Raw genomic sequence first — 26,951 nt, 5'->3', positions numbered from 1 at the left:
TGCGCCAGGCGGCGGCGTCTGCCAGGATGCCCGTCGGCATTGCGCGCAGCCGCTGCCTGAGCGGATTCGGGCGTTTGGTGTCGTGCTCCACTGGATGCCGCATTGTCCGCAGTGCCATTGGCACATCTTGTTCGAGCTGGCGTGGATGTCGGATGCGGTGCGTCCTGGGTGGCCGTCGATTGCAGTGAGCTCTGCCGCGATCTCTGGGAAGCGGTCTTGTAGGGATGTGCCAGGCGGCGGCGTCTGCCAGGCCCCTTGTGATGCCGTCCGCCGGCACTGTGAGCAGCCGCGACCGCCCGCTTTCGTCCGATCGACTACTCGACCGCGCCATTGATGGCCACACGTGCCGCAGGACCAGAGGACCGTCCGGCCGCTGCCGGTAGTGAGGGTATCTCGATCAACGGCTGCGGGTTCAACGGCGCTGATTTCTGCAAAGACAGCAGGATGTGTATCGCGCAACATGCGGCGTAAGACCACATCTTCCCCCTGATGCAGGACAAGGGCTCATATTACAGAGCCACCGCCTGCTGCACCGGCGGTCCAGAGGTCGCGGCAGACGGAAGCAGCGTCTCTGCGACCCGACTGTGTCGGTGCTGTGTAGCAACGAGCCGTCCTGGCTGACCGATTGCTGTTGTGGCCTCGGCTTCTTCTTGCCCTGTGTCTTGCCGGGGATCTTGGTGAGCTGGGTTTTTGCTGGTCAGGGGTGATGGACTCGTGCGCCTGGTGGTCGTCGTTGGTCGTCATTGGCCACTGGTGAGCGGCCTTGGACGGTCCAGGGACGGCCCAGCTATGCCGCCTCCGGCTGACGGCCAGCACCTCGATGCGCCGCGTACGAACCTCAGCCGACGACAGTCAACCAATACGGCGGGTGCGCCGACCGACCACGCGCGCGTATGTCTCGTTGCACCCCCACCGGCCTCAGCCACGTTGCTACGTCGTCGACCAGAGCAAGCCGTGACGGCCGGCACGTGACGACGAAGCCTGAGCCCTCAGCTTGGCAAGCTGAGGTGATCTATGGCTCGTTGCGGGCCTGACCTGCTGCGGAAGTGCGTTGCCGACCATCGGCGCGTCCGTTGCTTCCGCGGTGTTCCCCGTGGTTTCCCGCACGATCTGGCACGCCTGTGGCACGACCGCTTTCTCGTGGGCGGGCATCCCTGGGTACCTGGCGCTCAGAAGACGCGGACACACCCCCCAGTGCCTGGCACACGCGCGGGACAGCACTCAGCCGATGGCCTGTCAGCCGGTCACGTGGACCGGTAGCATGCCGCGCGTGAAGAAATGCGCCAGATGCGGCGAGCCTTTCGATGAAGAAAAGGCGCGAAGCCTTTTCGATCCTGAATACGGGAAGAATATCTATGACGGGAAATATCGAGCCGAAGTCTGCCACGATTGCGTGATGCTCGACATGGATTCCGACGAACTCGAAGAGATTTGGTTCGAGTGCGACGACTGCGAAGGGACTACTAAAGTATTCGTCCCTGACGGCCCAGACGAGAATGTGGGAAGCATGCGACGGTGCCCCGGATGCGACGGGTTGGGTATGTACGAGGGCACGCGGGATGACCTCCCGTCCAAATCCAAGCGGGTCTTCGATTTCTGACCACCTGGCAAGCTGCAAGGATCCCTGGGTCGTCATGTCGGAGACATTAGACCTCCTAGCAGTGTGGCTGACCTCGCTGTTCGGCCTGGCTGCTTACCATCACACGCACAACTGATCATCGGCGGCTGTGACCTGCGGCTGCCTAATCGATCAACGCCCTGACCTGCTGCTGAGCTGTCGGCAGTTGTCGACGTTGGTCATCGTTGAGCGCTCTTCCACGGCCCGAGGACGGCCAGGGAGGGCGATGGCGTAGGGGGGTGACGATTGCCTGGGGCCTGCTGGCTCTGCGAGTGGGACGTCTGTAGGGCGTGAGGCGTCCGCAGGGTCGGCGGTCGACATATCTCAGCTGGAGAGGGGCCGTCGTTGACCGCGTTGGGCACAAGGTCTGACACGATGCGGCACGCACCGACACTCATTCTGGGAGTTCACCCACCTCCTGACAGCCCCACGACCGGGAGTGGTAGAGCAAGGTCATGTAGACACAAGAAGTGTTGCGAGATAAGGATGTTCCATGGCGGCAATCATCATCTCGGCTATCGCCGTAACGCTTAGCCTGGTCTCGCTTTTCTTGAGTCGACGTAAAGACCAGCGAGACAATTTTCTAAAGCTCCACGAGTTGCTAATTAGCCCTGAGCTGCAAAACGGCAGGCGCGTTCTGTTTGAGCTGTACGCGCAAGGTAGCCGTGTGGAAGACCTTGACGCAGCCGACTACGCAAGCGCGAATCGGGCTTTGGCGGCGTTCGACGTCGCAGGGCTGTACTGTCATAAGAAGTACGTGAAGGAGGGCGAAATTCTTGACCTTTGGGCCCCCTCGCTGACCAGGACGAAGTATGCTGCTGTTCCATTTATTCAGCATCGAGATGCATTTTGGTCAGGCGTTCCCACGTGGCCGCACTACCGCCGTCTCGCTGACCGGGCGGAAGAGCACCTTAAAACGCAGGGAGTCGACATTGATCAATTCATCGTTCCGCGTCCTTCTCTTCCCCCGAACCCTGCGGATCCCTCATAATTGCTTCACGCTGTTGATGCAGGGTTCGACGATCCCAAAACATCACCAGTTTCGAAGATCGCGTGTGCCGGTCGCGCCTGAGCTGCCCGGATGCTGACCTCGGCAGATGTGGACGGTACGCCGCGATTTCCCGCGATACTCCGCCCAATAGGGCACGCGAAAGACACGGACGCTATCTCTGGATCAGTGGCCATCGACGCACGTGGGAGCCGACCGCCCCAGCCACTGAGGGTCTCTCCCCACCTCATGCCCACAGCTCGTCAGCGCGCCGCCGGGCGCGGCCAGCCGGGGCGCAGACAGGAGGCAGGCCGCGCCGCAGAGGCGGCGCGCGCCCGCGCCGTGCGCGGGCCTTGAACCAGTAGAGAAAGTTTGAATCACGCGCTACTGGCGGCTTGTTGATCTTGGTCGTGCTCCTGCGCTGGATGCTGGGCCCTCGTGGTGTAGAACCCTGGGTATGGGGAGTGAGCGGCGGGAGCGGATGGCTGCGCTTGGGGCGCGTCTGCGTGTTCTGCGGGCGGATGCCGGTCTGACGGGTGCTGTTCTGGCGCAGCGAGCCGGTGTTGGGCAACCAACCGTGTCCAAGGTCGAGACCGGGCGGATGGTTCCCAGCTTCGATGTTCTCGACCGGCTCTCCCGGGCCCTGGGGCTCGATGAGTCGACCTCGGGTGAGGTGCGGGAGCTCCTGGCCGCTGTGGAAGCGGCAGTTGACACGGCTCCGCAGTCCGAGCCGGATGCGCTTCCCGGTGCCGTTCTGGATGGTGCGATCCGCGGGGCCCGGGTCGTGCGGTCGTTTCAGTGTGTGGTGCTGCCGGCCATGCTTCAGAGTGCCGAGTACGCCCGTCACGTCTTCGCGAGTGCTCCCGATGCTGACCCCGAGTCCGTCGGCCGTGCAGTCGCTGCCCGTGTGGAGCGGCAGAGCGTTCTCTACGAGCCGGGCCGTGAGTCCGTATTCGTCGTCACTGAGGGTGTGTTGAGGACCTGGCCCGGAAGCCCGTCGCTCATGCTCGCCCAGCTTGACCGTCTGCTCGCTGTCGAGAGCCTGACCACCGTGCGGCTCGGAGTGATCCCATGGGATCGGCCGGTACCACTCATGCCCCGGCATGGCTTCACCCTGTGCGACCGGGGTGCCGTCGTGGTGGAGGCGTTCCAGGATGAGCGGGTCTCGCATGAGGCGGATGAAGTCGCCTCGTACGAGGAAGTGTTCGGTTCCTTCGACGGCGCGGCCGTCTTCGGTGGTGAGGTGCGAGAACTGCTGTTGCGGGTGATGAAGGAGTATCGCGACCTGGCGGACACCGTCACTCCATAGAGGAATAATTCCTCTAGATGCCTTGGTTGGCGGTCTAGTCGGGGAATACTCTGCCTCCTGTGCTGTCTAGCCCTCTAGACAAGGAGTCTTCCCATGTTCACCAAGTGGTGCCGCGCCTTCCCCGGACTGCCGGACCAGGTAGCCGAAGCCCGTCACTTCGTCGCCGCCCTCCTCCAGGAATGGGGCGTCGCCGATGACGCGGTCCTGGTCGTGAGCGAACTCGCGACCAACGCCGTCCGGCATTCCCTCAGCGGTTCGGCAGGCGGTTGGTTCCTCGTGGTCGTCGGCTTCCGGGCGGACGGCGTGCGACTCGAAGTGGTCGACCAGGGCGGCGACAACGTCCCCGAAATGTGCGACGTGGTCAGTCAAGACGCCGGCGGTCGCGGCTTGTGGCTCGTCTCGGCCTGCGCAAAGGATTGGGGCGTGAAGGATGTCCCGAGCGGGCGCACTGTGTGGGCCGACCTGGTCGGGGGCGGCGCCTGATGGGAGTTGGCGGGGCTCCTGCTGTCCGCTGTCGCGTCGGTGGTGGCGGGTGAGCCCTCGGGGTGTACCTCGGCGCAGATCCGGTTTCTACGTGATCGGCGCTCTCTCGGGCCGCCTGCTTCCACCTTTTCTGTCTAGGGGCCTAGACTTCGGGGGAGTCCTAGGAGGTGAAGGCATGTCGGACGAGTTGCGGCGGATCATGTCGATTGATGATCCGTACCTGCTCCTGCGTGAGGTCACGACCCGGTTGGCGGACGCTCAGCAGGAGGTGACAGAGCTGGCGCGGCTTCGCCGGCGCGTGGTTCAGGATCTCCACGCGCAAGGGCTCTCGTACGCGCAGATCGCCGAGAAGGCTGGTCTGAGCCGTGGCCGGATTCACCAGATCCGCCACACTGGCCCGGCCCCCGAAGGTGCCTTCTTCGGCGCGGGTATCGTCACGGTGATCACTCCGCTGCGGCGCGTGGACGACGTGAAGAAGCGCACGGTCGTCGCCATGGACGACATGAACTCGGGCAAGCGTCTTGAGGACTTGGCGAAGTCGTACAGCCTCGATGTCGCTACCGGCAACGTGCTCGTGAGCGGTGAAGTCAACCTCAACCGAGACGGTCTGATCGTCGTCTGCGGTCCGGGCATGTCCGAGGACATGCGCGAACTGTACGCCCAGGACCCGGTTCTCAGTTGGCAGCACGAGGACGGCGAACCCTGGACGCTGCTGGACCGGCGCACCGGCACCGTTCACCGTTCCGGGCAGGACGGTGATCCGGCTCGCCCGCACGACGTGGGGTACCTCGGCCGGCTGCCCCGCCCGGACGGCAAGGGGTCGGTGCTCGCCATCGCTGGCATCCACACCCAAGGCTCCCTCGGGGCGGTGCAGTTGCTGGCGTCGGACCTCAATGCCCTGTGGGGGCAGGTCGGTGATCGCCGGTTCTCCACGCTGGTCGGAGTCGAGTACGACCCGGAGACCAGCGAACCGCAGTCCGTAGAGCTGGTCTGCCCGCTGTACCTGCACGACGAGGAGACCGGGGCGTGAGAGTCGCCCTCGGCTCCCTCCCCTCCGAACCAGGCCAGGAGAACGAGGACTTCGCCGCCGTCGCTCCCGGTGCCGCCGTCCTCCTCGACGGCGCCGGGGTGGCGGGGGCGGAGACCGGATGCGTGCACAGCATCGCGTGGTTCTCCGGGACCCTGGGCGCGCTGTTGCTGCGATCCATCACCGCGGATCCGGGCCGCTCCCTCGCTGACTGCTTGGCCGACTCCATCGCCTCGGTTCGCGCCCTGCACGGCGACAGCTGTGACCTGACCTACCGGGCCAGTCCCACCAGCACGGTCGTGGCCGTCCGGGCCTGTGACAAGGAACTGGAGTACCTCGTCCTAGGTGACTCCTCCCTGCTGCTCGACGAGAAGGGCGGGGGCTGCGCGGTCGTCACTGACCGGCGCTTGGACGAGGTCGGCAAGTCTCTTCGGGGCCCGGTCGACGCGCATCCCACCGGCTCACCCGAGCACGCTGCCGCACTGGCCGAGTACCGCGACGCGCTGACCGGTCTGCGTAACCGGCCGGGCGGTTTCTGGATCGCCGGCCCCGACCCCCGGGCGGCTGGGCACGCACTGACCGGGTCCGTGCCGCTCGACTCCCTCAACTCCGTGAGTCTCCTGAGCGACGGGGCCACGCGACTGGTCGACCGGTTCGAACTCGCCGACTGGGCAACGGTGTTGGACTTGCTCAACACGTCAGGGCCGGACGAGTTGATCCGCATGGTCCGGGATGCTGAGGTTGGGGATCCTCACGGTCGGCGTTGGCCGCGCGGCAAGGCTCAGGACGATGCGACGGCCCTTCACTGGGTGCTGGCGTAGAACCGTTCGGGTCCCGGTCGGAGCTCTCCTCGTATACCCCCCTAGACAGTTGATGGATCGTCGGGTTACTGTTGGCGTCAACCCCCCTAGACAGTTCGGGCGGGGTCACCTTCCTGCTGTCTAGGGGGGTATCCAGGCCGGATCGGCGTCGAGAGAGGCGCCACCAACCAAGTGAGGTTCGAAGAATGCGTGTCATCCCCGTCGACACTTCCGCCGCGACGCTGCTGGTCACCAAGCTGCCTGAGACCAAGGTGAAGGACCGTCAGACCGGTGAGATCGCCATGGACCCGGTGACCAACGCCCGGCTCATGGTGCTGGAGCTGGTGTTCATCGCGTCGGGCGGTTCCGACATGATCAAGGTGACGGTGCCGGAGCCCGGCATCGGTGAGGGTCTGGTCATGGGTGCCCCGGTCGTCCTGTCCGGCCTGGTGGCCCGGCCCTGGGAGAGCGAGTTCGGCGGCCGTGCCCGCCACGGCATCGCCTACCGGGCCGACGCCGTTATGGTCAACGCTCCGGCTTCGGTGCAGGGCTGAGCGCCATGACCGATTCCGTCTGGACACTGATCCTGGTGCTGCTGGCACTGGCCGCGCTGTTCGTGATGCGTCGGCGGACGCCGGTCCTGTTCTGGTGGCTCGTCGGGTACCCGGTCATCGCCCTGCGCGTGCTCGCCTCGTACCGGGCGACCATGGACGCCTGCGGCCTGACGGTTCCGGCTTCGGCCGTCCGTCGGGCCACGGCCCGGATGATCGGGCGGGAAGCGGCCCCGGTGCCGCCCCGGCGGTCACTTCCACGTCCTACCGGGTCCGGCCTCGTGATGCAGTTGCGTATGGCGGCCGGGCAGGCACCCGAGGACTTCACAGCCTCGGCCGACCGGCTACGGCACGCTTGGGGCGCTCATGCCGTGCACATCCGCCCCACCAAGCCGGGACGGCTCGAACTGCGCCTGATCGGCTGGGACGTGCTCTCCGACGTACGTCCCGCCCGCCGCTGGCGGGGGAGTGGTCCGCTCACCCTCCCGCTGGCCCTGCGGGAAGACGGTCACTGGCACGTACGGGACTTCCGCACCGTGCCGCACGAACTGATCCTCGGCGCCACGCAGTCCGGCAAGTCTGTCTACCTGCGCAACCTGCTGTGCGGGCTGGCCCGGCAACCCGTCGCCCTCGTCGGCATCGACTGCAAGTGGGGTGTCGAACTGGCGCCGTTCGCGCCCCGACTCTCGGCCCTCGCCGACACCTCGGACCGTGCCAACGACATCCTTGACGCCCTCCTGGAGGAGATGGAGGCACGGTTCCGGCTCATCGGCCTGTCGAGCGTGGCCGGGCCGGACACCGTGCTCACCTCCGACGTATGGGGGCTGCCGGACGAGGTGCGTCCGGTGCCGGTCGTGGTCGTCGTCGACGAGGTCGCGGAACTCTTCCTCGCCGCCAGCCGCGACGACGAGAAGCGACGCGATGCCATGGTCACCAAGCTCATTCGCCTCGCCCAGCTCGGCCGCGCGGCCGGCATCTACCTGGAAGTCTGCGGGCAGCGCTTCGGCTCTGAACTCGGCAAGGGCGCCACCATGCTCCGCGCCCAGCTCACCGGCCGTGTCTGCCATCGCGTCAACGACGAGACCTCGGCGAACATGGCGCTCGCCGACATCGCTCCCGAAGCGGCCCTCGCCGCCACGTCCATTCCGGCCGTCCGGCCCGGGATCGCGGTCGTCGGCGACTCCTCCGGCGGCTGGTGCCGCGTCCGCTCGCCCCACCTCACCCTCGACGAAGCGGCGGCCATCTGCCGCGACACCTCCGGCCTCGTCCCGGACCTGCCCCGGCTCGCCAACTTCCGGCCCGCCGTCGCGATGAAGCGCACCAAGTCGGCGCCGTCCTCCGCTGCCGCACCCGCCGCTCGGCCGGTCACCGAGTAGCCGCAACGCCCCTCCCCGGTCGGCGTGACCGCCTCACGCCAAGGTCCTTACCCCTCCATGCCCGAAATTGGAAGGAGACGAGCCGATGCGCGCCCAACTGACCCGCCTGGACGCCGTGATCATCCAAGCCGTCATCGCGGGCGCCCTGTCCTTCTCCCACCTCCACGACCTCGCCGAAGCGGCCGGGCAAGGCGGCTGGAAGGCATGGGCCTACCCCATCAGCGTTGACCTCCTCCTGGTCGCCGCCTGGCGGAAGATGCGCGAACAACAGCGGGCCGGACAACCGGCCGGGGGCCCACGCCTGTGGTTCCTCGTCGCCCTCGCCGCATCCCTCGGCGCCAACGTCGCCACCGCGGGGCTCCTCGACCTCGACCACGTCCCCGCCTGGCTCCGGGTCGTGGTCGCGGGTTGGCCGGCCGTCGCCTTCTTCGGCGGCACGCTCCTCGCCCACGCCCCCAACCATCCCCAGGAATTTCCAGTAGTCCCGGCCCTGTCGACGGAGGGCCAGCACGACGAACCGCACTCCGCTCCGGCCGCTGTCGACCTGGCAGACCGAGACGCGCTCCCGGAACCGTCGACAGTCCCGGCCCCCACGCCCGCTCCTGAGCCCACGACCAAGGAGCTGGCCACAACGGCCGAACCGGTTGACCTCACCCTCGACCGGGCCCCGACACCCGTACCCGCCGTCGCGCTGCCTCCCGCCCTCGTCGACCGCGTCCGTGCCCTGGCCGACGAACACCACTCGGCCACTGGCCACCCGGCCGACCCCGACGCCGTACGTGCCCGACTCGGCCTGCCCCCGTCCATGACCGCATCCGTCGCCGCCCACCTCTGAGAAAGAGGAGCCCGCCATGAACCGGCGCTTCCGCAACGTCCGCCGTATCGGCCCCGTGAACGTCGCCTCCTACATCGAACGCGGCAAGCACCGCCACCTGGCCGCCTGCACCGCGCCCCGCTGCGACTTCTCCGCCGAGTACGACTCCCGCGCCGCCGCCGAACTCGCCGCCCGTACCCACCGCTGCCCGGCCTGACCTGACAGGAGACCAACTCCATGGACGTTCCGCTCTGGCTCGCCCTGCTCTGCGTCGGGGTCCTGGGCGTCAAGCTCATCCGCCCGCCCTGGTGGCTCATCACCGTGCTGCTCCTCGGCGGCTACCTCATCGCCGACAGCCTGCTGGCCCCCGTCATCAACTCCCTCGTCAAGTAAACGAGAAAGGAGATCCGTCCATGCTCCGGCCGAAGATCCCGACCATGCCTCAGCCGACCGGCCTGGTCACCCCGCCCGTCCTCGTCGAGCCGACCGGCGCCGTCACCCCGGCGGCCCTGACCCCGCAACCGGTCCCTGCCACTCCGGCCCCGTCCCGCCCCGCAGTCCAGCTCACCCCCGGCACCGCGCTCGCCCTCGTCGGCGGCGGCACCGCCGTGGTCCTGGTCGTCGGCGCCGTCCTCGTCTCCATGCTCCTCGCCGTCGCCGTCACGGCCGCCTCGGTCGCCGTGTGCGCCGTCGTCATCCGCTCTCTCCTGACCCACCGCTGACCCACCTCTGACGCGACAGCTCCACGGGCCCACCCCTACCCACACTGTCTAGCCCCCTCGACAGAAAGGCTGGGCCCGTCACACCTGAACCCCTGCAAGGATGCAAGGAGGAACCCGCACATGCGTCCCCTGGCTCCCCTCGGAGCCATCCGCCACCTCGCAAGCCTCGCCCGACACGGCGACCTCGGCGCCTACGCCCGACAGATCCAACATCTCGGCGGCTGCGAGCGGCCCGTCCGAATGGAAGGCCACCGCCTCGACGTCCACGCAGCCACGGGAGAGATCGTCCGCGAGATTGCCGATACCGACCTTCCGGCCGGACAACTCCTCATCCGTTGCAACAACCGCCGGGCCACCCGGTGCGCCGCCTGCGCCGAGGTGTACCGCAAGGACACGTTCCACCTCGTCACGGCCGGACTGAGCGGCGGCAAGGGCATCGGCCCTGCCGTCGCCCAACACCCCCGCGTCTTCGCTACCTTCACCGCCCCCTCCTTCGGCCCCGTCCACAACCGCCCCACCGGCGGCCGGTGCCGCTGCGGCCGCGCCCACCCGGAGGACGACTCCGCCCTGGGCACCCCGCTCGACCCCGACCGGTACGACTACCGCGCTGCCGTCCTCTGGAACGCACACGCAGGTGCCCTCTGGGCCCGCTTCACTACCTACCTGCGCCAGCAACTCGCCTCCCGCGCGGGCCTCACCCGCTCGGAACTCCGTGACTCCCTCAAGGTGTCGTACGCCAAGGTCGCCGAGTACCAGCGGCGCGGCGCCGTCCACTTCCACGCCGTGATCCGCCTCGACGGCCCGGAGGGCGCCGAGGACACCCCACCGCCGTGGGCCACGACCGAACTCCTCACCGACACCATCCGCACGGCGGCCCGCCTCGCCGAAACCCCCGGCCCGGTCCTCGACGGACACGCCCACACCTTCCGCCTCGGCAAACAGCTCGACATCCGCCCCATCCGCTCGGCCGACTTCGCGGGCACCTCGGAACTCTCCAGCCGCGCCGTCGCCTCGTACATCGCGAAGTACGCGACCAAGGGCGCCGAGACGGCCGGCACCCTCGACCGCCCGATCCGCAACCCGATCACCGACCTGATCGGCTCCGGCGTCACCGACCACGCCCGACAGCTGATCCTCACCTGCTGGCACCTCGGCGCCCGCCCCGAACTCGAAGACCTGCGCCTGCGCAAGTGGGCCCACATGCTCGGCTTCCGCGGCCACTTCTCCACCAAGTCCCGCGCCTACTCCGTCACCCTCGGCGCCCTCCGCCAGGAACGCGCCGACCACAACGAAGCCCTCACCCGCGCCCGCGCCGCCGAAGCGGGCCGCCCGATGCCTGACCCGGACACCGTGCTCGTCCTCTCGCACTGGCGCTTCGCCGGCACTGGTCTGACCGCTGCTGAGACCTGGTTCGCCACCTCACGGCGACCCGCTGTCCCCGACACGGAAGGAGACTCGGCGTGGATCGCCGACGAGACGAACTGATGACTGTCCCGCAGGTCCTCACCGAGCTGGGTGGAATCTCCCGCCGCACCTTCTACCGCTGGCGTGAGCTGGGACAGGCTCCGGAAGCGATCAAGCTCCCGAACGGTGAACTCCGCTTCTGGCGCAGTGACTTCACCGCGTGGCTTCACGGACTCGGGGAGGCGGCGTGAAGTCGCATGACGTGAAGGTGTGGAGCATCCGTAAGCGGCCGTACAAGACGCCGTCCTACGACGTGCGATGGAAGGTCGGCGATGTCCCGCCGTTCTCCGAGACCTTCCGAACGAAGGCACTCGCCGACAACTTCCGCGCGAAGCTGCTTCGGGCTGCGCAAAAGGGCGAGGCATTCGATACGGAAACCGGGCTGCCGGACTCCATGGCACCGGTCAAAGAGTCCCTCTCCTGGTACGACTTCGCGCGGGCGTACGTCGCCATGAAGTGGCCGCATGCTGCCCCGAACTCGCGAGACAGCCTGAACGAGACGATGACGCTCGTCACCACTCAGCTCCTGGACGACCGGCCCGGTCGTCCGGCAGACGATGTGTTGCGGCGTGCGCTGCGCGGCTGGGCCTTCGTCGTCCAGGCCCCGGACGTGGAAGCGCCGCCGGTAGACATCGCCAATGCCCTCCGCTGGGTCGCCAAAGCCTCGTTGTCGCTGGCCACGCTCAAGAATGCGACAGACATCCGCAGCGTCCTCGACTCGCTCAAGCTCACGTTGTCCGGGGCCTCGGCCGCAGCTGAGACGGTGCGGCGCAAGCGAGCCGTCCTGTTCAACGCCCTGGCCTATGCGGTCGAGTTGGGCGAGCTTCCGGAGAACCCGGTCACGCTCGTGAAGTGGAAGCTGCCGAAGGTAACCAAGGAGGTAGACCGCCGAGTCGTGGTGAACCCTCGGCAGGCTGCTGAACTCCTGGGCGCTGTCTCATACGTCGGTGGCTATCGTCGGGCACGTGGGCGCCGCCTGGTCGCGCTTTTCGCCTGCATGTACTTCGGTGGGCTTCGGCCGGCGGAAGCGGTGGCGCTGCGTCGTCCGGACTGCATGCTGCCGGACGCCGGGTGGGGCTCGCTGATCCTGGAGAGGAGCCGTCCCACCGTCGGCAAGCGTTGGACCGGCACAGGGGAGGTGCACGACAACCGCGGGCTCAAGAACCGGCCCGCGAACGAGACCCGCGTCGTTCCGATTCCGCCCCGCCTTGTCCGCATCCTGCTCGCGCACATCAAGGAGTTCGGTACGGCCAAGGACGGCCGGCTGTTCGCCAATGAGCGCGGGGGAGTGGTCGCCTCCACCACGTACTGGCGTGTCTGGGACGAGGCTCGGCACCTGGCGCTCACGCCGGAACAGGTAGCCTCGCCGCTGGCTGCCCGCCCGTACGACCTGCGGCACGCGGCGCTCTCCTCCTGGCTCAACGCTGGTGTGGACCCCACCGAGGTCGCGGAGCGCGCGGGCAACAGCGTTGAAGTGCTCCTGAGCCGGTACGCCAAGTGCCTCGACGGTCGGCAGGACGTCGCCAATCGGCGGATCGCCGAACTCCTCGGCGAGGATGACGACCAGGAGGACGGGTCCGGCGCCGGGCTCTGATCCACGCACTCCTCACGCACACCTGCGGCATGATGGCCCCTGGACTACGGTCCGGGGGCCTCGTCGTTTCCCTGGCCCCACCTGCGGATTCGTGCCCTGCGGCCAGTCCACACATAGTCCACAGCACCCGACATACGGCCGCTCCGAGCGGCACACGGCTGCACATACGCGAAGACCCCGTCCTCAGCGAAAGCGCTGATGGCGGGGTCTTTGGGCACCTCATGCAAGGTGCCCCCGGCAGGATTCGAACCTGCGCACACGGCTCCGGAGGCCGTTGCTCTATCCCCTGAGCTACGGGGGCGTGTCGGGCGCCTTGTTCGGCGGCGACGGGTAGAACCCTACCAGCTCTCCGGGGGAGATCATGAACGGTTTCCGGTGGGCCGAGGGCGGGGTTGAGCTGGGGGAGGTCGCCCGCAGGGGGTGGAAGTGGGGAAAACCCGGACGCGGCGGTGCGGGCGGACCTACTCTCGAGTTGTGCCAGGCGTGTCCGGCCGGGTCCTTGTTGTAGACGACAACAAGGTCATCCGGCAGCTGATCAGGGTCAACCTCGAGCTGGAGGGCTTCGAGGTGGTGACCGCGGCCGATGGTGCCGAGTGCCTGGACGTCGTTCATCAGGTGCGGCCCGACCTCATCACCCTCGACGTGGCCATGCCCCGGCTCGACGGCCTCCGTACCGCCGCCCGGCTGCGTGGTGACGCCCGGACGCGACGCCTTCCCCTCGCCATCGTCAGCGCCTGTTCGCAGTACGAGGTCGAGGCCGGGCTCGACGTCGGCGTCGACGCCTTCCTCGCCAAGCCTTTCGAACCGGCCGAACTCGTCGCCCTCGTGCGGCAGTTGATGGAGCAGGCGAGGTCCGCTGACGGCGAGGACGTGTCGTACGGGATCGGCGTCGACGGCCCCGCCCCCGCCGGCGTCCCGCTCGGCGGGACCGAGCACACCGGGCACACCGGGCACAGCGAGTGGCCGGAGCGCGCCGGCCGCACCGGTACCTGAGTCTGAGTCTGGGGCTGGGGCTGAGTACAGGGTGAGGGGCCGTCGTCATATCTGATGGTCCGCCCCCCGCGCCTCTCGATGCTCCTCTCCGATCGGGGCGGGTCCGCCGCAGGTCGCCCCAGCCCTGTCCACATCCCGGACCACGGGCCAAACCGGCTCGCATACCCACCCCCCTCCTCCCCTACGCTTGTCCCGTGACCCCCGTCGAGCTCTCCCGTACCGTGCTGCGCGCGGTGCGTCGTGCTGTGGAGGACGGGGAGCTGAGCGTCGCCGTACCCGCACGTGCCGTGGTGACCCCGCCCGGGCCGGGAGGCAGCGGGGACTACGCGACGAACATCGCGCTGCAGCTGGCCCGGCCCGCCGGGCGGCCGCCGTTGCAGGTCGCCGAGATACTGCGGCCCCATCTCAGCAGCACCGAAGGCGTCGCCGCCGTCGAGATCACCGGCCCCGGGTTCCTCAACATCTACCTCGACCGGGCCGCCACCACCACGCTTGTGCGTCGCATCCTGGGGACGGAGGGGACGGAGGGGACGGAGGCGACCGGCTTCCTTCCCTACGGGCACAGCGACACCCTCGCCGGGCAGGTCCTCCGGCTGCGCATCCCGTACGACATCCGGGCGGAAGTCGTCGCAGACGCCCTCGTGCGGATCGTCGCCAGCCAGGGCGGTCGCGTCGAGGTCGATCACATTCGGCCCCAGCACATCGCCGTCGCCGGCCAAAGCGCCAACGGGGGCCCCGATGGCCCCGACAACCCCGGCGGCCCCGACAGCCCCGACGGGTCCGACGGTCCCATCGACCTCCGTCCCGTCCCCGCCCCCGAGGACCCCACCCCCCTCGGCCCCGACGCCCTCCGCTGGGCCCTCCTGCATCCGGCCGCCCACGACCGCCCCCGGATCACCGCGGACCTCCTCGCGCAGCGGGCGGGAAACCCCCTCTTCCGGGTCCGTTACGCCCACGCCCGTGTCCGCGCGCTCACCCGCAACGCCGCGGCCCTCGGTTTCACGTCCTCCCCGGGCCCCCTCGGCATCCCCTACGCCCCGGCCGAGTCCCACCCCCACCCCTCCGCCACTCAGCACACCGCCGACCCGTCCGCCCCCCTCCTCACCGCCCTCACCACCTACCCCTCCACCCTCACCCGAGCCGCCACCCTCCGCGCTCCCGATCGGCTGGCCCGGCACCTGGTCGTCCTCGCCGACGCCCTGCTCGCCTTTCAGCACACGGTGCTGCCGCGCGGCGACGAGAAACCCTCGGCCGCCCACCGGGCCCGGCTGGCGCTTGCCGAAGCCACCGGGACGGTGCTGGCCGGCGGCCTGTCCCTGCTCGGCATCGACGCACCCGCCTACCTCTGAGCGGGCCCGCGGAGCCGAAAGCCGTCGTAGCCGTGGTCCACGCCCGGACCCGGCCCCGTCCGGCCCAGGCCGAGCCCCGGTCGCCGGCCCCGCCCCGCAGCCACACCAGAGTTCACAGAAAGCCGTACAGACATGAGCCGTTCCGCACACCCCGCCGGCCCCCGTCACGCCGACGTGCTTCCCGAGGGGCACTACGCCGCCCCGCCCGCCGACCTGAACGCGCTGGACCCCAAGGTGTGGGCGCAGACCGTGACCCGGGCCGACGACGGAGTCGTCAGCGTCGGCGGGATCGATGTGAAGGCACTCGCGGAGGAGTTCGGTACGCCGGCGTACTTCGTCGACGAGGCCGACTTCCGGGCGCGGGCGCGCGCCTGGCGTACGGCCTTCGGGCAGGACGCCGACGTGTTCTACGCGGGGAAGGCGTTCCTGTCCCGGGCCGTCGTGCGCTGGCTGCACGAGGAGGGGCTCAACCTCGACGTCTGCTCGGGTGGTGAGCTGGCGACCGCGCTCTCCGCCGGCATGCCCGCCGACCGCATCGCCTTCCACGGCAACAACAAGTCCACCGACGAGATCCACCGTGCCGTCGAGGCCGGCGTCGGCCGTATCGTGCTCGACTCCTTCCAGGAGATCGTGCGGGTCGCGCACATCGCCCAGTCGCTCGGCCGGCGGCAGCGGGTGCAGATCCGCGTCACCGTGGGCGTCGAGGCTCACACGCACGAGTTCATCGCCACCGCCCACGAGGACCAGAAGTTCGGGATCCCGCTCGCCGGCGGACAGGCCGCGGAGGCCGTGCGGCGGGCGCTCAAGCTGGACGGGCTCGAACTCATCGGGATCCACTCCCACATCGGGTCCCAGATCTTCGACACCTCAGGGTTCGAGGTCGCCGCCCACCGTGTCGTCGGACTGCTCAGGGACATCCGGGACGAGCACGGCGTCGAGCTGCCCGAGATCGACCTCGGCGGCGGGCTCGGCATCGCCTACACCAGCGCCGACGACCCCCGCGAGCCCCACGAGATCGCCAAGGCCCTGACCGAGATCGTCAACCGGGAGTGCGACGCCGCCCGGCTCCGGACCCCGCGGATCTCCGTCGAGCCGGGGCGCGCCATCGTCGGCCCCACCGCGTTCACGCTGTACGAGGTCGGCACCATCAAGCCGCTGGACGGGCTGCGGACGTACGTCTCCGTGGACGGTGGCATGTCCGACAACATCCGGACCGCGCTGTACGACGCCGAGTACAGCGTCGCGCTGGTGTCGCGGACCTCCGAGGCCGAGCCGATGCTCGCGCGCGTGGTCGGCAAGCACTGCGAGAGCGGTGACATCGTGGTGCGGGACGCGTTCCTGCCGGCGGACCTGGCACCGGGTGACCTGATCGCGGTTCCGGCGACGGGCGCGTACTGCCGTTCGATGGCGAGCAATTACAACCACGTGCTGCGGCCGCCGGTCGTCGCCGTCAATGATGGACAGGCCCGCGTCATCGTCCGCCGGGAGACGGAGGAGGATCTGCTGCGTCTCGATGTCGGATGATTTACACCGCGGCCGCTGGTACGTACGCGGTGCACGTGCTCCGTACGCGGTGTACGTGCTCCGTACGCGGTGCACGTGCTCCGTGCGCGGTTCGGGCGGTCCATGCGCCGTTCGTACGCTCCGCGCGCCGGTTCGAGTGGTCCGCCGATCCGCGCGCGGGGCGGGCGGTGCCCGCATCCGCACACCTGCGCGCCGGGCGACGCACCCCCACGCCACGCGCCCGGCATCGCACGGCACCACGTCACACCGGACCGGACCGGACTGCACCGCACCGCACGACAAAAGAACATCACCAAACCCGGGCCGAAAGATCTCCGTCTTCAGGCCCGGTGAAAATGAAATAGATGTCTCACGATCCGGACGAAGGATAGAAACTCCCGTCCGGTGAGTGAGACTGGTTCCACCGTATTCGGTATGTCGGTATGTGAGGAAACGAGGTCGGATGATGCGTACGCGTCCGCTGAAGGTGGCGCTGCTGGGCTGTGGGGTCGTCGGCTCAGAGGTGGCGCGCATCATGACGACGCACGCCGACGACCTCGCCGCCCGTATCGGCGCCCCGGTCGAGCTCGCGGGCGTGGCGGTACGCCGGCCCTCGCGGGTGCGCGCGGGCATCGACCCGGCGCTCGTCACCACCGACGCGACCGCCCTGGTCAAACGGGGGGACATCGACGTCGTCGTCGAGGTCATCGGCGGGATCGAGCCCGCCCGCACCCTCATCACCACCGCGTTCGAGCACGGAGCCTCCGTCGTCTCCGCCAACAAGGCGCTCCTCGCCCAGGACGGTGCCGCGCTGCACGCCGCCGCCGGTGAGGCCGGCAAGGACCTCTACTACGAGGCCGCCGTCGCCGGCGCCATCCCGCTGATCCGGCCGCTGCGCGAGTCCCTCGCCGGCGACAAGATCAACCGGGTGATGGGCATCGTCAACGGCACCACCAATTTCATCCTCGACAAGATGGATTCCACGGGCGCCGGGTATCAGGAGGCCCTCGACGAGGCCACCGCCCTCGGATATGCCGAAGCCGACCCGACCGCCGACGTCGAGGGGTTCGACGCCGCCGCCAAGGCCGCGATCCTCGCCGGTATCGCCTTCCACTCGCGCGTACGGCTCGACGACGTGTACCGCGAGGGCATGACCGAGGTGACCTCGGCCGACTTCGCCTCCGCCAAGAACATGGGCTGCACCATCAAGCTGCTCGCCATCTGCGAGCGGGCCGCGGACGGTGGCTCCGTCACGGCGCGCGTGCACCCCGCGATGATCCCGCTGACCCACCCCCTGGCCTCCGTGCGCGGCGCCTACAACGCCGTGTTCGTGGAGTCCGACGCCGCCGGGCAGCTGATGTTCTACGGGCCGGGCGCGGGCGGTGCCCCCACCGCCTCCGCCGTGCTCGGCGACCTCGTGGCCGTGTGCCGCAACCGGCTCGCGGGCGCCACCGGACCCGGTGAGTCCGCGTACGCAGCCCTGCCGGTCTCGCCGATGGGCGACGTGACCACCCGCTACCACATCAGCCTCGACGTGGCCGACAAACCGGGCGTTCTCGCCCAGGTGGCGACCGTGTTCTCGGAGCACGGGGTGTCGATCGATACGGTGCGGCAGCAAGGACGGCAAGACGGCGGTGGCGAGGCCTCTCTCGTCGTCGTGACCCATCGCGCCTCGGACGCCTCCCTCAGCGGGACCGTCGAGGCGCTGCGCAACCTCGACACCGTGCGGGGTGTCGCCAGCATCATGCGGGTTGAAGGAGAGTAACCAGCAATGACCCACCAGTGGCGCGGAATCATCGAGGAGTACCGGGACCGGCTGCCCGTCTCCGACAGCACGCCGGTCGTGACGCTCCGCGAGGGCGGCACGCCCCTCGTACCCGCGCAGGTGCTCTCCGAGCGCACGGGCTGCGAGGTCCACCTCAAGGTCGAGGGTGCCAACCCGACCGGGTCCTTCAAGGACCGGGGCATGACCATGGCCATCACGCGGGCGAAGGAGGAGGGCGCCAAGGCGGTCATCTGTGCCTCCACGGGCAACACCTCCGCCTCCGCGGCCGCCTACGCGGTCCGCGCGGGCATGGTCTCCGCCGTGCTCGTCCCGCGCGGGAAGATCGCGCTGGGCAAGATGGGCCAGGCCCTCGTGCACGGCGCGAAGATCCTCCAGGTCGACGGCAACTTCGACGACTGCCTCACCCTGGCGCGTGAACTGAGCGACAACTACCCGGTGGCGCTGGTCAATTCGGTGAACCCGGTGCGTATCGAGGGCCAGAAGACCGCCGCGTTCGAGATCGTGGACATGCTCGGCGAGGCCCCCGACATCCACGTCCTGCCGGTGGGCAACGCGGGCAACATCACGGCGTACTGGAAGGGCTACACGGAGTACGCCGCCGACGGGATCGCGTCCAGGACCCCGCGCATGTGGGGATTCCAGGCGTCCGGTTCCGCGCCCATCGTGCGCGGCGAGGTCGTCAAGGACCCGTCGACGATCGCCACCGCGATCCGTATCGGCAACCCCGCGTCCTGGAACTACGCCCTGGCCGCGCGGGACGAGTCGGGCGGCCTCATCGACGAGGTGACGGACCGTGAGATCCTGCGCGCCTACCGGCTGTTGGCCGCGCAGGAGGGCGTCTTCGTGGAGCCCGCCTCCGCCGCCTCGGTGGCCGGTCTGCTGAAGGCCGCGGAACTCGGCAAGGTCGACCCGGGCCAGACGATCGTCTGCACGGTCACCGGCAACGGCCTCAAGGACCCCGACTGGGCCGTAGCGGGTGCCCCGCAGCCCGTCACCGTCCCGGTCGACGCGGCGACGGCGGCCGAACGCCTCGGTCTCGCCTGACCGTACGTCGCCGTACGTCGCCGTACGTCGCCGTACGTCGCCGTACGCCGACGCCCGGGCGACCGCGGACCGAGGCTTACGCGACCGCGGACCGAGGCTTACGCGACCACAGGCCGGCGCTCGCCCGACCACAGGCCGACCGCTCGCGTATCCTCTTGCCCAGCCTTCCGAAAGACCTGGGAGTCGCGCGTAGACGGCGATTCCCGGGGGATAACCCTGACAGGACCCGACAGGGGGTGCACAGGGGGCTTACGACACGCATCGTGCGCCTCTTGTGCGCCCTATGTCGCCACAGAACCTTCCTTCGATAGGCTGTAGTGAACCCGCCCGCCGCATATGCCCCCCTGGGGTGCGGCGCCGTGCCGTCCTGAACGGCCGCAGGGTCCTCACGTACGCATCGAATGTCATTCGACAATCGTCGATCCCGCAGCTCAAGGAGAGTCATCGAGCGATGGCCGGTCCAGCGTTCCGCGCCGCCGCCGTACGGGTGCGCGTCCCCGCCACCAGCGCCAACCTCGGCCCGGGCTTCGATGCCCTCGGCCTGTCGCTGGGGCTCTACGACGACGTGGTCGTCCGGGTGGCCGACTCCGGCCTGCACGTCGACATCGCGGGGGAGGGCAGCGAGACGCTCCCGCGCGACGAGCGGCATCTGCTCGTCCGCTCCCTGCGCACCGCCTTCGACCTGCTGGGCGGACAGCCCCGGGGCCTCGAGATCGTGTGCGCCAACCGCATCCCGCACGGCCGCGGCCTCGGCTCCTCCTCCGCCGCCATCTGCGCCGGCATCGTCGCCGCCCGCGCCGTGACCATAGGCGGCGACAACCGGCTGGACGACGCCGCGCTGCTCGAACTGGCCACGGAGATCGAGGGCCACCCCGACAACGTGGCGGCCTGCCTCCTCGGCGGCTTCACGCTCTCCTGGATGGAGGGCGGCGCCGCGCGCGCGATCAGGATGGAGCCCGCGGATTCCATCGTTCCGGTGGTTTTCGTCCCCGGGAAGCCCGTGCTGACGGAGACGGCGCGCGGACTGCTCCCGCGCACCGTCCCGCACGTCGACGCCGCGACCAACGCGGGCCGGGCGGCGCTCCTGGTGGAAGCCCTGACCAGGCGCCCCGAGCTGCTGCTGCCCGCCACCGAGGACCGGCTGCACCAGGAGTACCGGGCGCCCGCCATGCCGGAGAGCACGGCCCTGGTCGAGCGGCTGCGGGCCGACGGCATCCCCGCGGTCATCTCCGGCGCCGGACCCACCGTCCTGGCCCTGGCCGACGACGCGAGCGCCGACAAGGTGGCCGATCTCGCGGGTGCGGGCTGGGCCGCCAACCGGCTGGACCTCGACGCCCGAGGGGCGTGCGTCCTGCCGCTCACCACCACCGTCACCGGACCCGGCGCCGACAGCGCCGAGGAATAGCGGAGTCCGGTTGCGGGATTTCGAGAGGGGGAATGTTTGTTGGATCCGGTAGTGTTAACCTCAAGTCTGCACCTGCCCCAGCCATGGCGAGGTGCTTATCGTCCCCGTCAGGGACAACCTTTCTTCCGGGAGTCTCCCCAGCCGCACTGTGCTTCGTACGTCAAGCTCTACGCCGTACGCAGGCACTGAGCGGTCTGCCGAGCAGGCCCCGGAACCGGCGCGTCGCCGATCCCCGTGACACTGACACTCGGTGCCACGGCCCGGAAAGCGCCGAATCATCAGAAATCTCCTCCGCCGCCTTTGGCGGACCACCGCCCCGGCACGGTCCACCCGAACAGGGCCGAAGCCGGACAGCACAAACGGTCGCCGAGCCAGAAGGCCGACGTCCGCTCCAGGGAAGGACCCTTCGTGAGCGACACCACCGATCTGATGGGCGCACGTGTCGAGGACACCGCTGCCGCGCCCGCCACGGACGCCGCGCCTGCCAGCGGTGCCGGCTCCCGGCGGCGCCGCGGCACCGGCCTAGAGGGCATGGTGCTGGCCGAGCTGCAGCAGGTCGCATCCGGCCTCGGCATCAGGGGCACCGCGCGGATGCGCAAGAGCCAGCTGATCGAGGTCATCAAGGACGCGCAGGCGGGAGGGGGCGCCCCGGCCAAGGCCGAGGCGGCCACCGAGACCAAGCCGAAGCGCCGCGCCACCTCCAAGGCGCGCACGGGCGACGACGCGGCCCCGGCCGCCGAGAAGGCCCCCGCCAAGAAGGCCGAGGCGCCCGCCGAGAAGGCCGAGAAGGCCGTGGCCCAGCAGCAGATCGAGATCCCCGGCCAGCCGGCCGGCGGGGACGAGGCGCCCACCGAGCGCCGTCGGCGCCGTGCCACCGCCGACGCGGGCAGCCCCGAGACGGTCACCGCCGAGGCCAAGAGCGAGCCGAAGGCCGAGACGCCGGTCCAGGCCGAGGCCAAGGCCGACGCCGGTGACCAGGGCGAGGCCCGTCAGGGCCGCCGTGAGCGCGGCCGTGACCGCGGTGAGCGCACCGACCGCGCGGAGCGCGGCGAGCGCGGCCGCCGGGGCAAGGGCGACGAGCAGCAGGGCGGCGGTCAGCAGCAGCGCGACCGCGGTCAGCAGCAGGGCCAGCAGCAGGGCGGCGGCCGTCAGGACCGCCAGCGTGACAACGGCCCGCAGGACGACGACGACTTCGACGGCGGACGCCGTGGCCGTCGCGGCCGCTACCGCGACCGTCGTGGCCGTCGCGGCCGTGACGAGATCGGCGCCCCCGAGCCGCAGCTCGCCGACGACGACGTCCTGATCCCCGTCGCGGGCATCCTGGACATCCTCGACAACTACGCCTTCATCCGTACCTCCGGCTACCTGCCGGGCCCGAACGACGTGTACGTGTCGCTCGCCCAGGTGCGCAAGAACGGCCTGCGCAAGGGTGACCACGTCACCGGCGCGGTCCGCCAGCCCAAGGACGGCGAGCGCCGCGAGAAGTTCAACGCGCTGGTCCGGCTGGACTCCACCAACGGCATGGCGCCCGAACACGGCCGTGGCCGCCCGGAGTTCAACAAGCTGACGCCGCTGTACCCGCAGGACCGGCTCCGTCTGGAGACCGACCCGGGGGTGCTCACCACCCGCATCATCGACCTCGTCGCGCCGATCGGTAAGGGCCAGCGCGGTCTGATCGTGGCCCCGCCGAAGACCGGCAAGACCATGATCATGCAGGCGATCGCCAACGCGATCACGCACAACAACCCCGAGTGCCACCTGATGGTCGTCCTCGTCGACGAGCGTCCGGAAGAGGTCACCGACATGCAGCGGTCGGTGAAGGGCGAGGTCATCTCCTCGACCTTCGACCGCCCGGCCGAGGACCACACGACGGTCGCCGAGCTGGCCATCGAGCGGGCCAAGCGGCTCGTCGAGCTGGGTCACGACGTGGTCGTGCTGCTCGACTCGATCACGCGTCTGGGCCGCGCCTACAACCTGGCGGCGCCGGCCTCCGGCCGCATCCTGTCCGGTGGTGTCGACTCGACCGCCCTGTACCCGCCGAAGCGCTTCTTCGGTGCGGCCCGCAACATCGAGGACGGCGGTTCGCTGACCATCCTCGCCACCGCGCTGGTGGACACCGGGTCCCGCATGGACGAGGTCATCTTCGAGGAGTTCAAGGGCACGGGCAACGCCGAGCTGAAGCTGGACCGGAAGCTCGCCGACAAGCGCATCTTCCCGGCGGTGGACGTCGACGCGTCCGGTACCCGTAAGGAAGAGATCCTGCTCGGCAGCGACGAGCTGGCCATCACCTGGAAGCTGCGCCGTGTGCTGCACGCGCTCGACTCCCAGCAGGCGATCGAGCTGCTTCTCGACAAGATGAAGCAGACGAAGTCGAACGGCGAGTTCCTGCTGCAGATCCAGAAGACGACGCCGATGCCCGGTAACGGCGACTAGTCGAGCAACGGCGGCTAGTCGAAAAGCACTGCGCTGGGGCCACCCTCCATGTGAGGGTGGCCCCAGTTTGCTTGAGGGGACACGTGTACGATCACGGTCTTCATGCTCGGAACAATTGTTGTACTCCCAGGGGGGAATCGAGTGGCTAGACCCTTGTCCGGAGCCATGGCCGCCGCGATAGCGGGGGCGTTGCTGCTGACGTCGGCGAGCGGGGTCTCCGCCGACACCGGCACGACGCCCGACGCACTGGACGTGCGGATCGCCAAGGCCATGGCCGCGGACGACTCCGCGAACGCGAACCTTCCGGAGCGGCAGCCGTCGTCGAGCGCGAGCTCCGACGGTGGCCTCGAACGGTCCGCCCAGATCATCGGCGGCTCGACGACCACGATCGGCTCGGCGCCGTGGATGGCGCAGCTCTGGTACTACGACCCGACCCAGGACCTCGGCTTCTTCTGCGGCGGCTCGGTCGTCTCGCCGACGAAGATCCTCACCGCCGCGCACTGCGTCGACAAGGACTACTTCGACTGGGTCAAGTACGGCGAGATCATCACCGGCACCGACCAGCTGCCCACGGCCGTCTACAACGAGGACGGCACCCTCGACCACGTCGACTACCACGGCGGCACCCGCAGCACGCTGTCGCGCCAGTGGAACCACTCCTCGTGGGACGAGGACGCGATCGACAACGACGTCGCCGTCCTGACGCTGTCGGCGCCGGTCAAGGCCACGCCGATCAAGATGACGACCTCGGACGACACCGCCTCGTACACGGCCGGCACCTCGGCCAAGGCGTACGGCTGGGGCCGCACCAGCTCCCAGAACGACGACATCTCGCAGACGCTCAAGACGGCCACGCTGCCGATCGTGAGCGACACCACCTGCGGGAACACCTGGGGCAGCTACTTCATCAAGGGCCACATGGTCTGCGCGGGCAAGCCCGCCGGCGGCACCGACGCCACGACCACCGCCACCTGCAACGGTGACTCCGGTGGCCCGCTCGTCGTCAACAACAAGGTCGTCGGCGTCGTCTCCTGGGGCGTCACCGACTGCGTCTACAAGGGCGCCTACCCGGTCTTCGCCAAGGTCAGCAAGTACGTCGGCGCGACCTACCCGCGCGTCGACGACGCCGCCATCACCCGGGACGGCAAGGCCGACGTCTTCCTGCGCAACAAGGAGACCGGCACGGGCTACGTCCGCGCCTCCACGGGCTCCAAGCTGGCCGACCGCGCGTCGCTGAGCTCCAACGGCAGCTGGACCGGCTACAACCTCGTCCAGCAGACCGACCTGAACCGGGACGGCTACCAGGACTTCGTGCTGCGCCGCTCCTCCGACGGTGACGTCTTCTGGCGGCGGTACGTGCCCTCGTCCAAGACCTGGACGACCACGCAGATCTTCGACGACTGGAAGACCCGCACCCGGATCATCACCCCGGGTGACGTCACCGGCGACGCCCTGCCCGACATCCTCTCGGTCGACTCGGCGGGCTCCCTGTGGATCTACCCCGGCAAGGGCACCGGCTCCTTCGGTACCCGCGTCAAGGTCAGCACGGGCTGGAACTCGTACAACGCGGTGCTCGGTCACGGCGACTTCACCGGCGACGGCAAGGCCGACCTGATCGCGCGCACCAAGACCGGCTCGAACATCTACCTGTTCAAGGGCACCGGCAAGTCCGGCACGGGCGCCTTCGCCGCCAAGATCAAGGTCCGCTCGGACTGGAGCTCCTACAACACGCTGATCACCCCCGGTGACGTGAGCGGCGACGGCAGGGCGGACCTCCTGGCCCGTACCCCGGCCGGCACGCTCTACCTCTACAAGGGCACCGGCAAGGCCACGAGCGAGATCTTCGGCACACGCGGCTCGGTCGGCACCAGCTACGCCCAGTACGACCTGCTCGGCTGAAACACCAGGTGAGCCCGGCTCCTCGGGCTCATCGGTCACTCACGGTGCCCATCGCGTTTTACGCGATGGGCACCGTTCGTTGTGCAACCCTTTCCCGGATTACTCCGTCTGACCGAACGGAGTGACCATGGAGCGGTATGGCCACATCCGTCCCGGCAGGCCTGGGCCTGAACGCAGGGGGTAACCGACCGGAAAGAGAACCGAGGAGCAGATGTCCGCCGAGAACACGCAGGCAACCGGCAACCCGGGCCGTCCCGGCACCACCGGCCCGCGCCACCGGGCGAGCAAGGGCCGCCGCCGCAGGACACGCGGCGGTCACAGCAGAGCGGCGGTCGCCGTCCTGTGGACCGCGGCGGGTGTGCTCGTGCTGGGCGGCACGGGCATCGGGTACCTGTACTTCAAGCTCAACGGCAACATCAAGAACGTCGACATCAACCAGGCCCTCGGCACCGACCGGCCCCTCGACGTCGACAACGGCTCGCAGGACATCCTCGTCCTCGGCTCCGACACCCGCTCGGGCAGCAACAAGAAGCTCGGCGGCGGTGTCGACGACGGCAGCGCCCGCTCCGACACGGCGATGGTCGTGCACGTCTACGAGGGCCACAAGCGGGCCAGCGTGGTCTCCATACCCCGGGACACCCTCGTCGAGCGGCCGGAGTGCACCGACGCCAAGGGCACGACGCATCCGGCGGCCTCGTACGCGATGTTCAACTCCGCGTACTCCACGGGTGGCGCGGCGTGCGCGGTGAAGACCGTCGAGTCCATGACCGGCATCCGCATGGACCACTACATCGAGGTCGACTTCGAGGGCTTCGAGAAGCTGATCAACGTCCTCGGCGGGGTCGACATCACCACCACCAAGGACATCAAGGACCCGGACAGCCATCTGAACCTGAAGGCGGGGGAGCACACGCTCACCGGCAAGCAGGCCCTCGGCCTCGTCCGCACCCGGCACGGGGTCGGCGACGGGTCCGACCTCGGGCGCATCCAGCTCCAGCAGGCGTTCATCAAGGCCCTCATCGCGCAGGTCAAGGACGTCGGCATCCTCGGCAACCCGAAGAAGGCGTACGACCTCGCCGTCTCCGCCACCGACGCCATCACCACCGACTCCGACCTGAAGACCGTCAACGACCTCGCCTCCTTCGCGAGCGGCCTCAAGGGCATCGGCGCCAAGAACATGACGATGGTGACCATGCCGGTCCAGTACGACCCCGACGACCCCAACCGCGTCCTGGTGGACGAGGCGAAGGCGAAGCAGGTCTGGGCGGCCCTGAAGGCCGACCGGCCGATCCCGAGGTCGGCGACGAAGGGCACGGCGACCGGCAGCGCCGAGGGCGTCGTGCGCGCCGGCACCTGAGCGGCACGGGGAACCGGGGCGGCCGTAAGCCGGGCCGGGGGCGCGGGGAATACCTGAGCCCACCCCCTGGTTTGGGGAGATGGCACCAGTGCTGGCAGACTGGTACGTCGGCTCCGGTTCACGCTCCCGCATCCCGCGGCGGCGACCCGGCGCCCTCCCGAACCTAGGAGACACCTTGAAGCGCGACATCCACCCCGAGTACGTCGAGACGCAGGTCAGCTGCACCTGTGGCGCGTCGTTCACCACCCGTAGCACGATCGAGAGCGGCACCATCCGTGCCGAGGTCTGCTCCGAGTGCCACCCGTTCTACACGGGCAAGCAGAAGATCCTCGACACCGGTGGCCGCGTGGCCCGCTTCGAGGCCCGCTTCGGCAAGGCCGCCGCTGCCAAGAAGTAGCGAGCCCCCAGCGCCGGTCCGCGGTGCCCCTCCGGGGGC

At 69.2% G+C, this 26,951-nt stretch carries 25 protein-coding genes and 1 tRNA gene; 25 read left to right on the top strand and 1 reads right to left on the bottom strand.

Annotated features, from left to right (window positions below):
• The first annotated feature begins 1,051 nt into the window (after window positions 1-1,051).
• From PYR72_RS16880 to PYR72_RS16810, 15 genes are all read left to right on the top strand, one after another.
• Window positions 1,052-1,600: a hypothetical protein gene (locus PYR72_RS16880; protein ID WP_275456104.1), complete on the top strand. Its 549-nt coding sequence runs from the start codon at window positions 1,052-1,054 to the stop codon at window positions 1,598-1,600.
• 511 nt (window positions 1,601-2,111) lie between these two features.
• Window positions 2,112-2,609, top strand: a complete 498-nt coding sequence (locus PYR72_RS16875; RefSeq protein WP_275456103.1) for a hypothetical protein — start codon at window positions 2,112-2,114, stop codon at window positions 2,607-2,609.
• A 454-nt stretch (window positions 2,610-3,063) separates the two neighbouring features.
• Window positions 3,064-3,915, top strand: a complete 852-nt coding sequence (locus tag PYR72_RS16870; RefSeq protein ID WP_275456102.1) for a helix-turn-helix transcriptional regulator — start codon at window positions 3,064-3,066, stop codon at window positions 3,913-3,915.
• A 93-nt stretch (window positions 3,916-4,008) separates the two neighbouring features.
• A complete protein-coding gene (locus PYR72_RS16865; RefSeq protein WP_275456101.1) occupies window positions 4,009-4,398 on the top strand; it encodes an ATP-binding protein in 390 nt (129 codons plus the stop codon).
• 175 nt (window positions 4,399-4,573) lie between these two features.
• The gene (locus PYR72_RS16860; protein ID WP_275456100.1) at window positions 4,574-5,428 is read left to right on the top strand and encodes a sigma factor-like helix-turn-helix DNA-binding protein; all 855 of its coding nucleotides are present in this window, start codon (window positions 4,574-4,576) and stop codon (window positions 5,426-5,428) included.
• Window positions 5,425-6,246, top strand: a complete 822-nt coding sequence (locus tag PYR72_RS16855) for an integrase (RefSeq protein ID WP_275456099.1) — start codon at window positions 5,425-5,427, stop codon at window positions 6,244-6,246. The genes PYR72_RS16860 and PYR72_RS16855 overlap by 4 nt, the downstream gene beginning before the upstream one ends.
• Window positions 6,247-6,431: 185 nt before the next feature.
• Complete coding sequence (locus PYR72_RS16850) at window positions 6,432-6,779, top strand: hypothetical protein (protein WP_060880825.1); 348 nt, start codon at window positions 6,432-6,434, stop codon at window positions 6,777-6,779.
• A gap of 5 nt (window positions 6,780-6,784) precedes the next feature.
• Window positions 6,785-8,152 (top strand): FtsK/SpoIIIE domain-containing protein, encoded by a 1,368-nt coding sequence (locus tag PYR72_RS16845; protein WP_275456098.1) that lies wholly within the window; start codon window positions 6,785-6,787, stop codon window positions 8,150-8,152.
• A gap of 85 nt (window positions 8,153-8,237) precedes the next feature.
• A complete protein-coding gene (locus PYR72_RS16840; RefSeq protein WP_275456097.1) occupies window positions 8,238-8,987 on the top strand; it encodes a DUF2637 domain-containing protein in 750 nt (249 codons plus the stop codon).
• Between the two features lie 16 nt (window positions 8,988-9,003).
• Window positions 9,004-9,183 (top strand): mobile element transfer protein, encoded by a 180-nt coding sequence (locus PYR72_RS16835; RefSeq protein ID WP_275456096.1) that lies wholly within the window; start codon window positions 9,004-9,006, stop codon window positions 9,181-9,183.
• Window positions 9,184-9,203: 20 nt separating this feature from the next.
• The gene (locus PYR72_RS16830; RefSeq protein ID WP_005476066.1) at window positions 9,204-9,359 is read left to right on the top strand and encodes a hypothetical protein; all 156 of its coding nucleotides are present in this window, start codon (window positions 9,204-9,206) and stop codon (window positions 9,357-9,359) included.
• A 20-nt stretch (window positions 9,360-9,379) separates the two neighbouring features.
• Window positions 9,380-9,688 carry a SpdD-like protein gene (locus tag PYR72_RS16825; RefSeq protein ID WP_275456095.1) on the top strand — a complete coding sequence of 103 codons (309 nt, stop codon included), beginning with the start codon at window positions 9,380-9,382 and terminating at the stop codon, window positions 9,686-9,688.
• 120 nt (window positions 9,689-9,808) lie between these two features.
• Window positions 9,809-11,173, top strand: a complete 1,365-nt coding sequence (locus PYR72_RS16820; RefSeq protein ID WP_275456094.1) for a replication initiator — start codon at window positions 9,809-9,811, stop codon at window positions 11,171-11,173.
• Complete coding sequence (locus PYR72_RS16815) at window positions 11,173-11,343, top strand: helix-turn-helix domain-containing protein (protein WP_005480293.1); 171 nt, start codon at window positions 11,173-11,175, stop codon at window positions 11,341-11,343. Before PYR72_RS16820 ends, PYR72_RS16815 begins: the two co-directional genes overlap by 1 nt.
• Window positions 11,340-12,746, top strand: coding sequence for a tyrosine-type recombinase/integrase (locus PYR72_RS16810; protein WP_275456093.1), 1,407 nt, complete (start codon window positions 11,340-11,342; stop codon window positions 12,744-12,746). Before PYR72_RS16815 ends, PYR72_RS16810 begins: the two co-directional genes overlap by 4 nt.
• 229 nt (window positions 12,747-12,975) lie before the next feature.
• Here the strand turns inward: PYR72_RS16810 and PYR72_RS16805 are convergent.
• A tRNA-Arg gene (locus PYR72_RS16805) sits at window positions 12,976-13,047 on the bottom strand.
• Window positions 13,048-13,220: 173 nt separating this feature from the next.
• Here PYR72_RS16805 and PYR72_RS16800 point away from each other — a divergent pair.
• The 10 genes from PYR72_RS16800 to rpmE all read left to right on the top strand — a co-directional run bounded on the left by PYR72_RS16800 (window position 13,221) and on the right by rpmE (window position 26,912).
• Window positions 13,221-13,739: a response regulator gene (locus tag PYR72_RS16800; RefSeq protein WP_275456092.1), complete on the top strand. Its 519-nt coding sequence runs from the start codon at window positions 13,221-13,223 to the stop codon at window positions 13,737-13,739.
• A 194-nt stretch (window positions 13,740-13,933) separates the two neighbouring features.
• A complete protein-coding gene (gene nrtL, locus PYR72_RS16795) occupies window positions 13,934-15,088 on the top strand; it encodes an ArgS-related anticodon-binding protein NrtL (RefSeq protein ID WP_275456091.1) in 1,155 nt (384 codons plus the stop codon).
• A 132-nt stretch (window positions 15,089-15,220) separates the two neighbouring features.
• The gene (lysA, locus tag PYR72_RS16790; protein ID WP_275456090.1) at window positions 15,221-16,612 is read left to right on the top strand and encodes a diaminopimelate decarboxylase; all 1,392 of its coding nucleotides are present in this window, start codon (window positions 15,221-15,223) and stop codon (window positions 16,610-16,612) included.
• Window positions 16,613-17,057: 445 nt separating this feature from the next.
• Window positions 17,058-18,356 carry a homoserine dehydrogenase gene (locus PYR72_RS16785; RefSeq protein WP_275460431.1) on the top strand — a complete coding sequence of 433 codons (1,299 nt, stop codon included), beginning with the start codon at window positions 17,058-17,060 and terminating at the stop codon, window positions 18,354-18,356.
• A gap of 6 nt (window positions 18,357-18,362) precedes the next feature.
• On the top strand, window positions 18,363-19,421 hold the full coding sequence (thrC, locus tag PYR72_RS16780) for a threonine synthase (protein ID WP_059083611.1): 1,059 nt from the start codon (window positions 18,363-18,365) through the stop codon (window positions 19,419-19,421).
• A 451-nt stretch (window positions 19,422-19,872) separates the two neighbouring features.
• Window positions 19,873-20,826: a homoserine kinase gene (gene thrB / locus PYR72_RS16775; RefSeq protein WP_275456089.1), complete on the top strand. Its 954-nt coding sequence runs from the start codon at window positions 19,873-19,875 to the stop codon at window positions 20,824-20,826.
• Between the two features lie 408 nt (window positions 20,827-21,234).
• Window positions 21,235-23,259, top strand: a complete 2,025-nt coding sequence (gene rho, locus PYR72_RS16770) for a transcription termination factor Rho (protein ID WP_275456088.1) — start codon at window positions 21,235-21,237, stop codon at window positions 23,257-23,259.
• A gap of 165 nt (window positions 23,260-23,424) precedes the next feature.
• Complete coding sequence (locus PYR72_RS16765) at window positions 23,425-25,158, top strand: trypsin-like serine protease (protein ID WP_275460430.1); 1,734 nt, start codon at window positions 23,425-23,427, stop codon at window positions 25,156-25,158.
• Between the two features lie 211 nt (window positions 25,159-25,369).
• Window positions 25,370-26,515 (top strand): LCP family protein, encoded by a 1,146-nt coding sequence (locus tag PYR72_RS16760; protein ID WP_275456087.1) that lies wholly within the window; start codon window positions 25,370-25,372, stop codon window positions 26,513-26,515.
• Between the two features lie 175 nt (window positions 26,516-26,690).
• Complete coding sequence (gene rpmE, locus PYR72_RS16755; RefSeq protein WP_028804216.1) at window positions 26,691-26,912, top strand: 50S ribosomal protein L31; 222 nt, start codon at window positions 26,691-26,693, stop codon at window positions 26,910-26,912.
• Window positions 26,913-26,951: the final 39 nt, after the last annotated feature.

Source organism: Streptomyces sp. VNUA24 (genome assembly GCF_029167005.1).
In the GTDB taxonomy this organism is placed as follows: domain Bacteria; phylum Actinomycetota; class Actinomycetes; order Streptomycetales; family Streptomycetaceae; genus Streptomyces; species Streptomyces scabiei.
This window is presented reverse-complemented; position numbering and strand designations above follow the sequence as displayed.

Excerpts from the sequence above, each read along its gene's own strand:
- PYR72_RS16875 (WP_275456103.1), top strand. The coding sequence starts at position 2,112 with ATGGCGGCAATCATCATCTCGGCTATCGCCGTAACGCTTAGCCTGGTC.
- PYR72_RS16870 (WP_275456102.1), top strand. The coding sequence starts at position 3,064 with ATGGGGAGTGAGCGGCGGGAGCGGATGGCTGCGCTTGGGGCGCGTCTG.
- PYR72_RS16865 (WP_275456101.1), top strand. The coding sequence starts at position 4,009 with ATGTTCACCAAGTGGTGCCGCGCCTTCCCCGGACTGCCGGACCAGGTA.
- PYR72_RS16860 (WP_275456100.1), top strand. The coding sequence starts at position 4,574 with ATGTCGGACGAGTTGCGGCGGATCATGTCGATTGATGATCCGTACCTG.
- PYR72_RS16850 (WP_060880825.1), top strand. The coding sequence starts at position 6,432 with ATGCGTGTCATCCCCGTCGACACTTCCGCCGCGACGCTGCTGGTCACC.
- PYR72_RS16845 (WP_275456098.1), top strand. The coding sequence starts at position 6,785 with ATGACCGATTCCGTCTGGACACTGATCCTGGTGCTGCTGGCACTGGCC.
- PYR72_RS16840 (WP_275456097.1), top strand. The coding sequence starts at position 8,238 with ATGCGCGCCCAACTGACCCGCCTGGACGCCGTGATCATCCAAGCCGTC.
- PYR72_RS16835 (WP_275456096.1), top strand. The coding sequence starts at position 9,004 with ATGAACCGGCGCTTCCGCAACGTCCGCCGTATCGGCCCCGTGAACGTC.
- PYR72_RS16830 (WP_005476066.1), top strand. The coding sequence starts at position 9,204 with ATGGACGTTCCGCTCTGGCTCGCCCTGCTCTGCGTCGGGGTCCTGGGC.
- PYR72_RS16825 (WP_275456095.1), top strand. The coding sequence starts at position 9,380 with ATGCTCCGGCCGAAGATCCCGACCATGCCTCAGCCGACCGGCCTGGTC.
- PYR72_RS16820 (WP_275456094.1), top strand. The coding sequence starts at position 9,809 with ATGCGTCCCCTGGCTCCCCTCGGAGCCATCCGCCACCTCGCAAGCCTC.
- PYR72_RS16815 (WP_005480293.1), top strand. The coding sequence starts at position 11,173 with ATGACTGTCCCGCAGGTCCTCACCGAGCTGGGTGGAATCTCCCGCCGC.
- lysA (WP_275456090.1), top strand. The coding sequence starts at position 15,221 with ATGAGCCGTTCCGCACACCCCGCCGGCCCCCGTCACGCCGACGTGCTT.
- PYR72_RS16785 (WP_275460431.1), top strand. The coding sequence starts at position 17,058 with ATGCGTACGCGTCCGCTGAAGGTGGCGCTGCTGGGCTGTGGGGTCGTC.
- thrC (WP_059083611.1), top strand. The coding sequence starts at position 18,363 with ATGACCCACCAGTGGCGCGGAATCATCGAGGAGTACCGGGACCGGCTG.
- thrB (WP_275456089.1), top strand. The coding sequence starts at position 19,873 with ATGGCCGGTCCAGCGTTCCGCGCCGCCGCCGTACGGGTGCGCGTCCCC.
- PYR72_RS16765 (WP_275460430.1), top strand. The coding sequence starts at position 23,425 with ATGGCCGCCGCGATAGCGGGGGCGTTGCTGCTGACGTCGGCGAGCGGG.
- PYR72_RS16760 (WP_275456087.1), top strand. The coding sequence starts at position 25,370 with ATGTCCGCCGAGAACACGCAGGCAACCGGCAACCCGGGCCGTCCCGGC.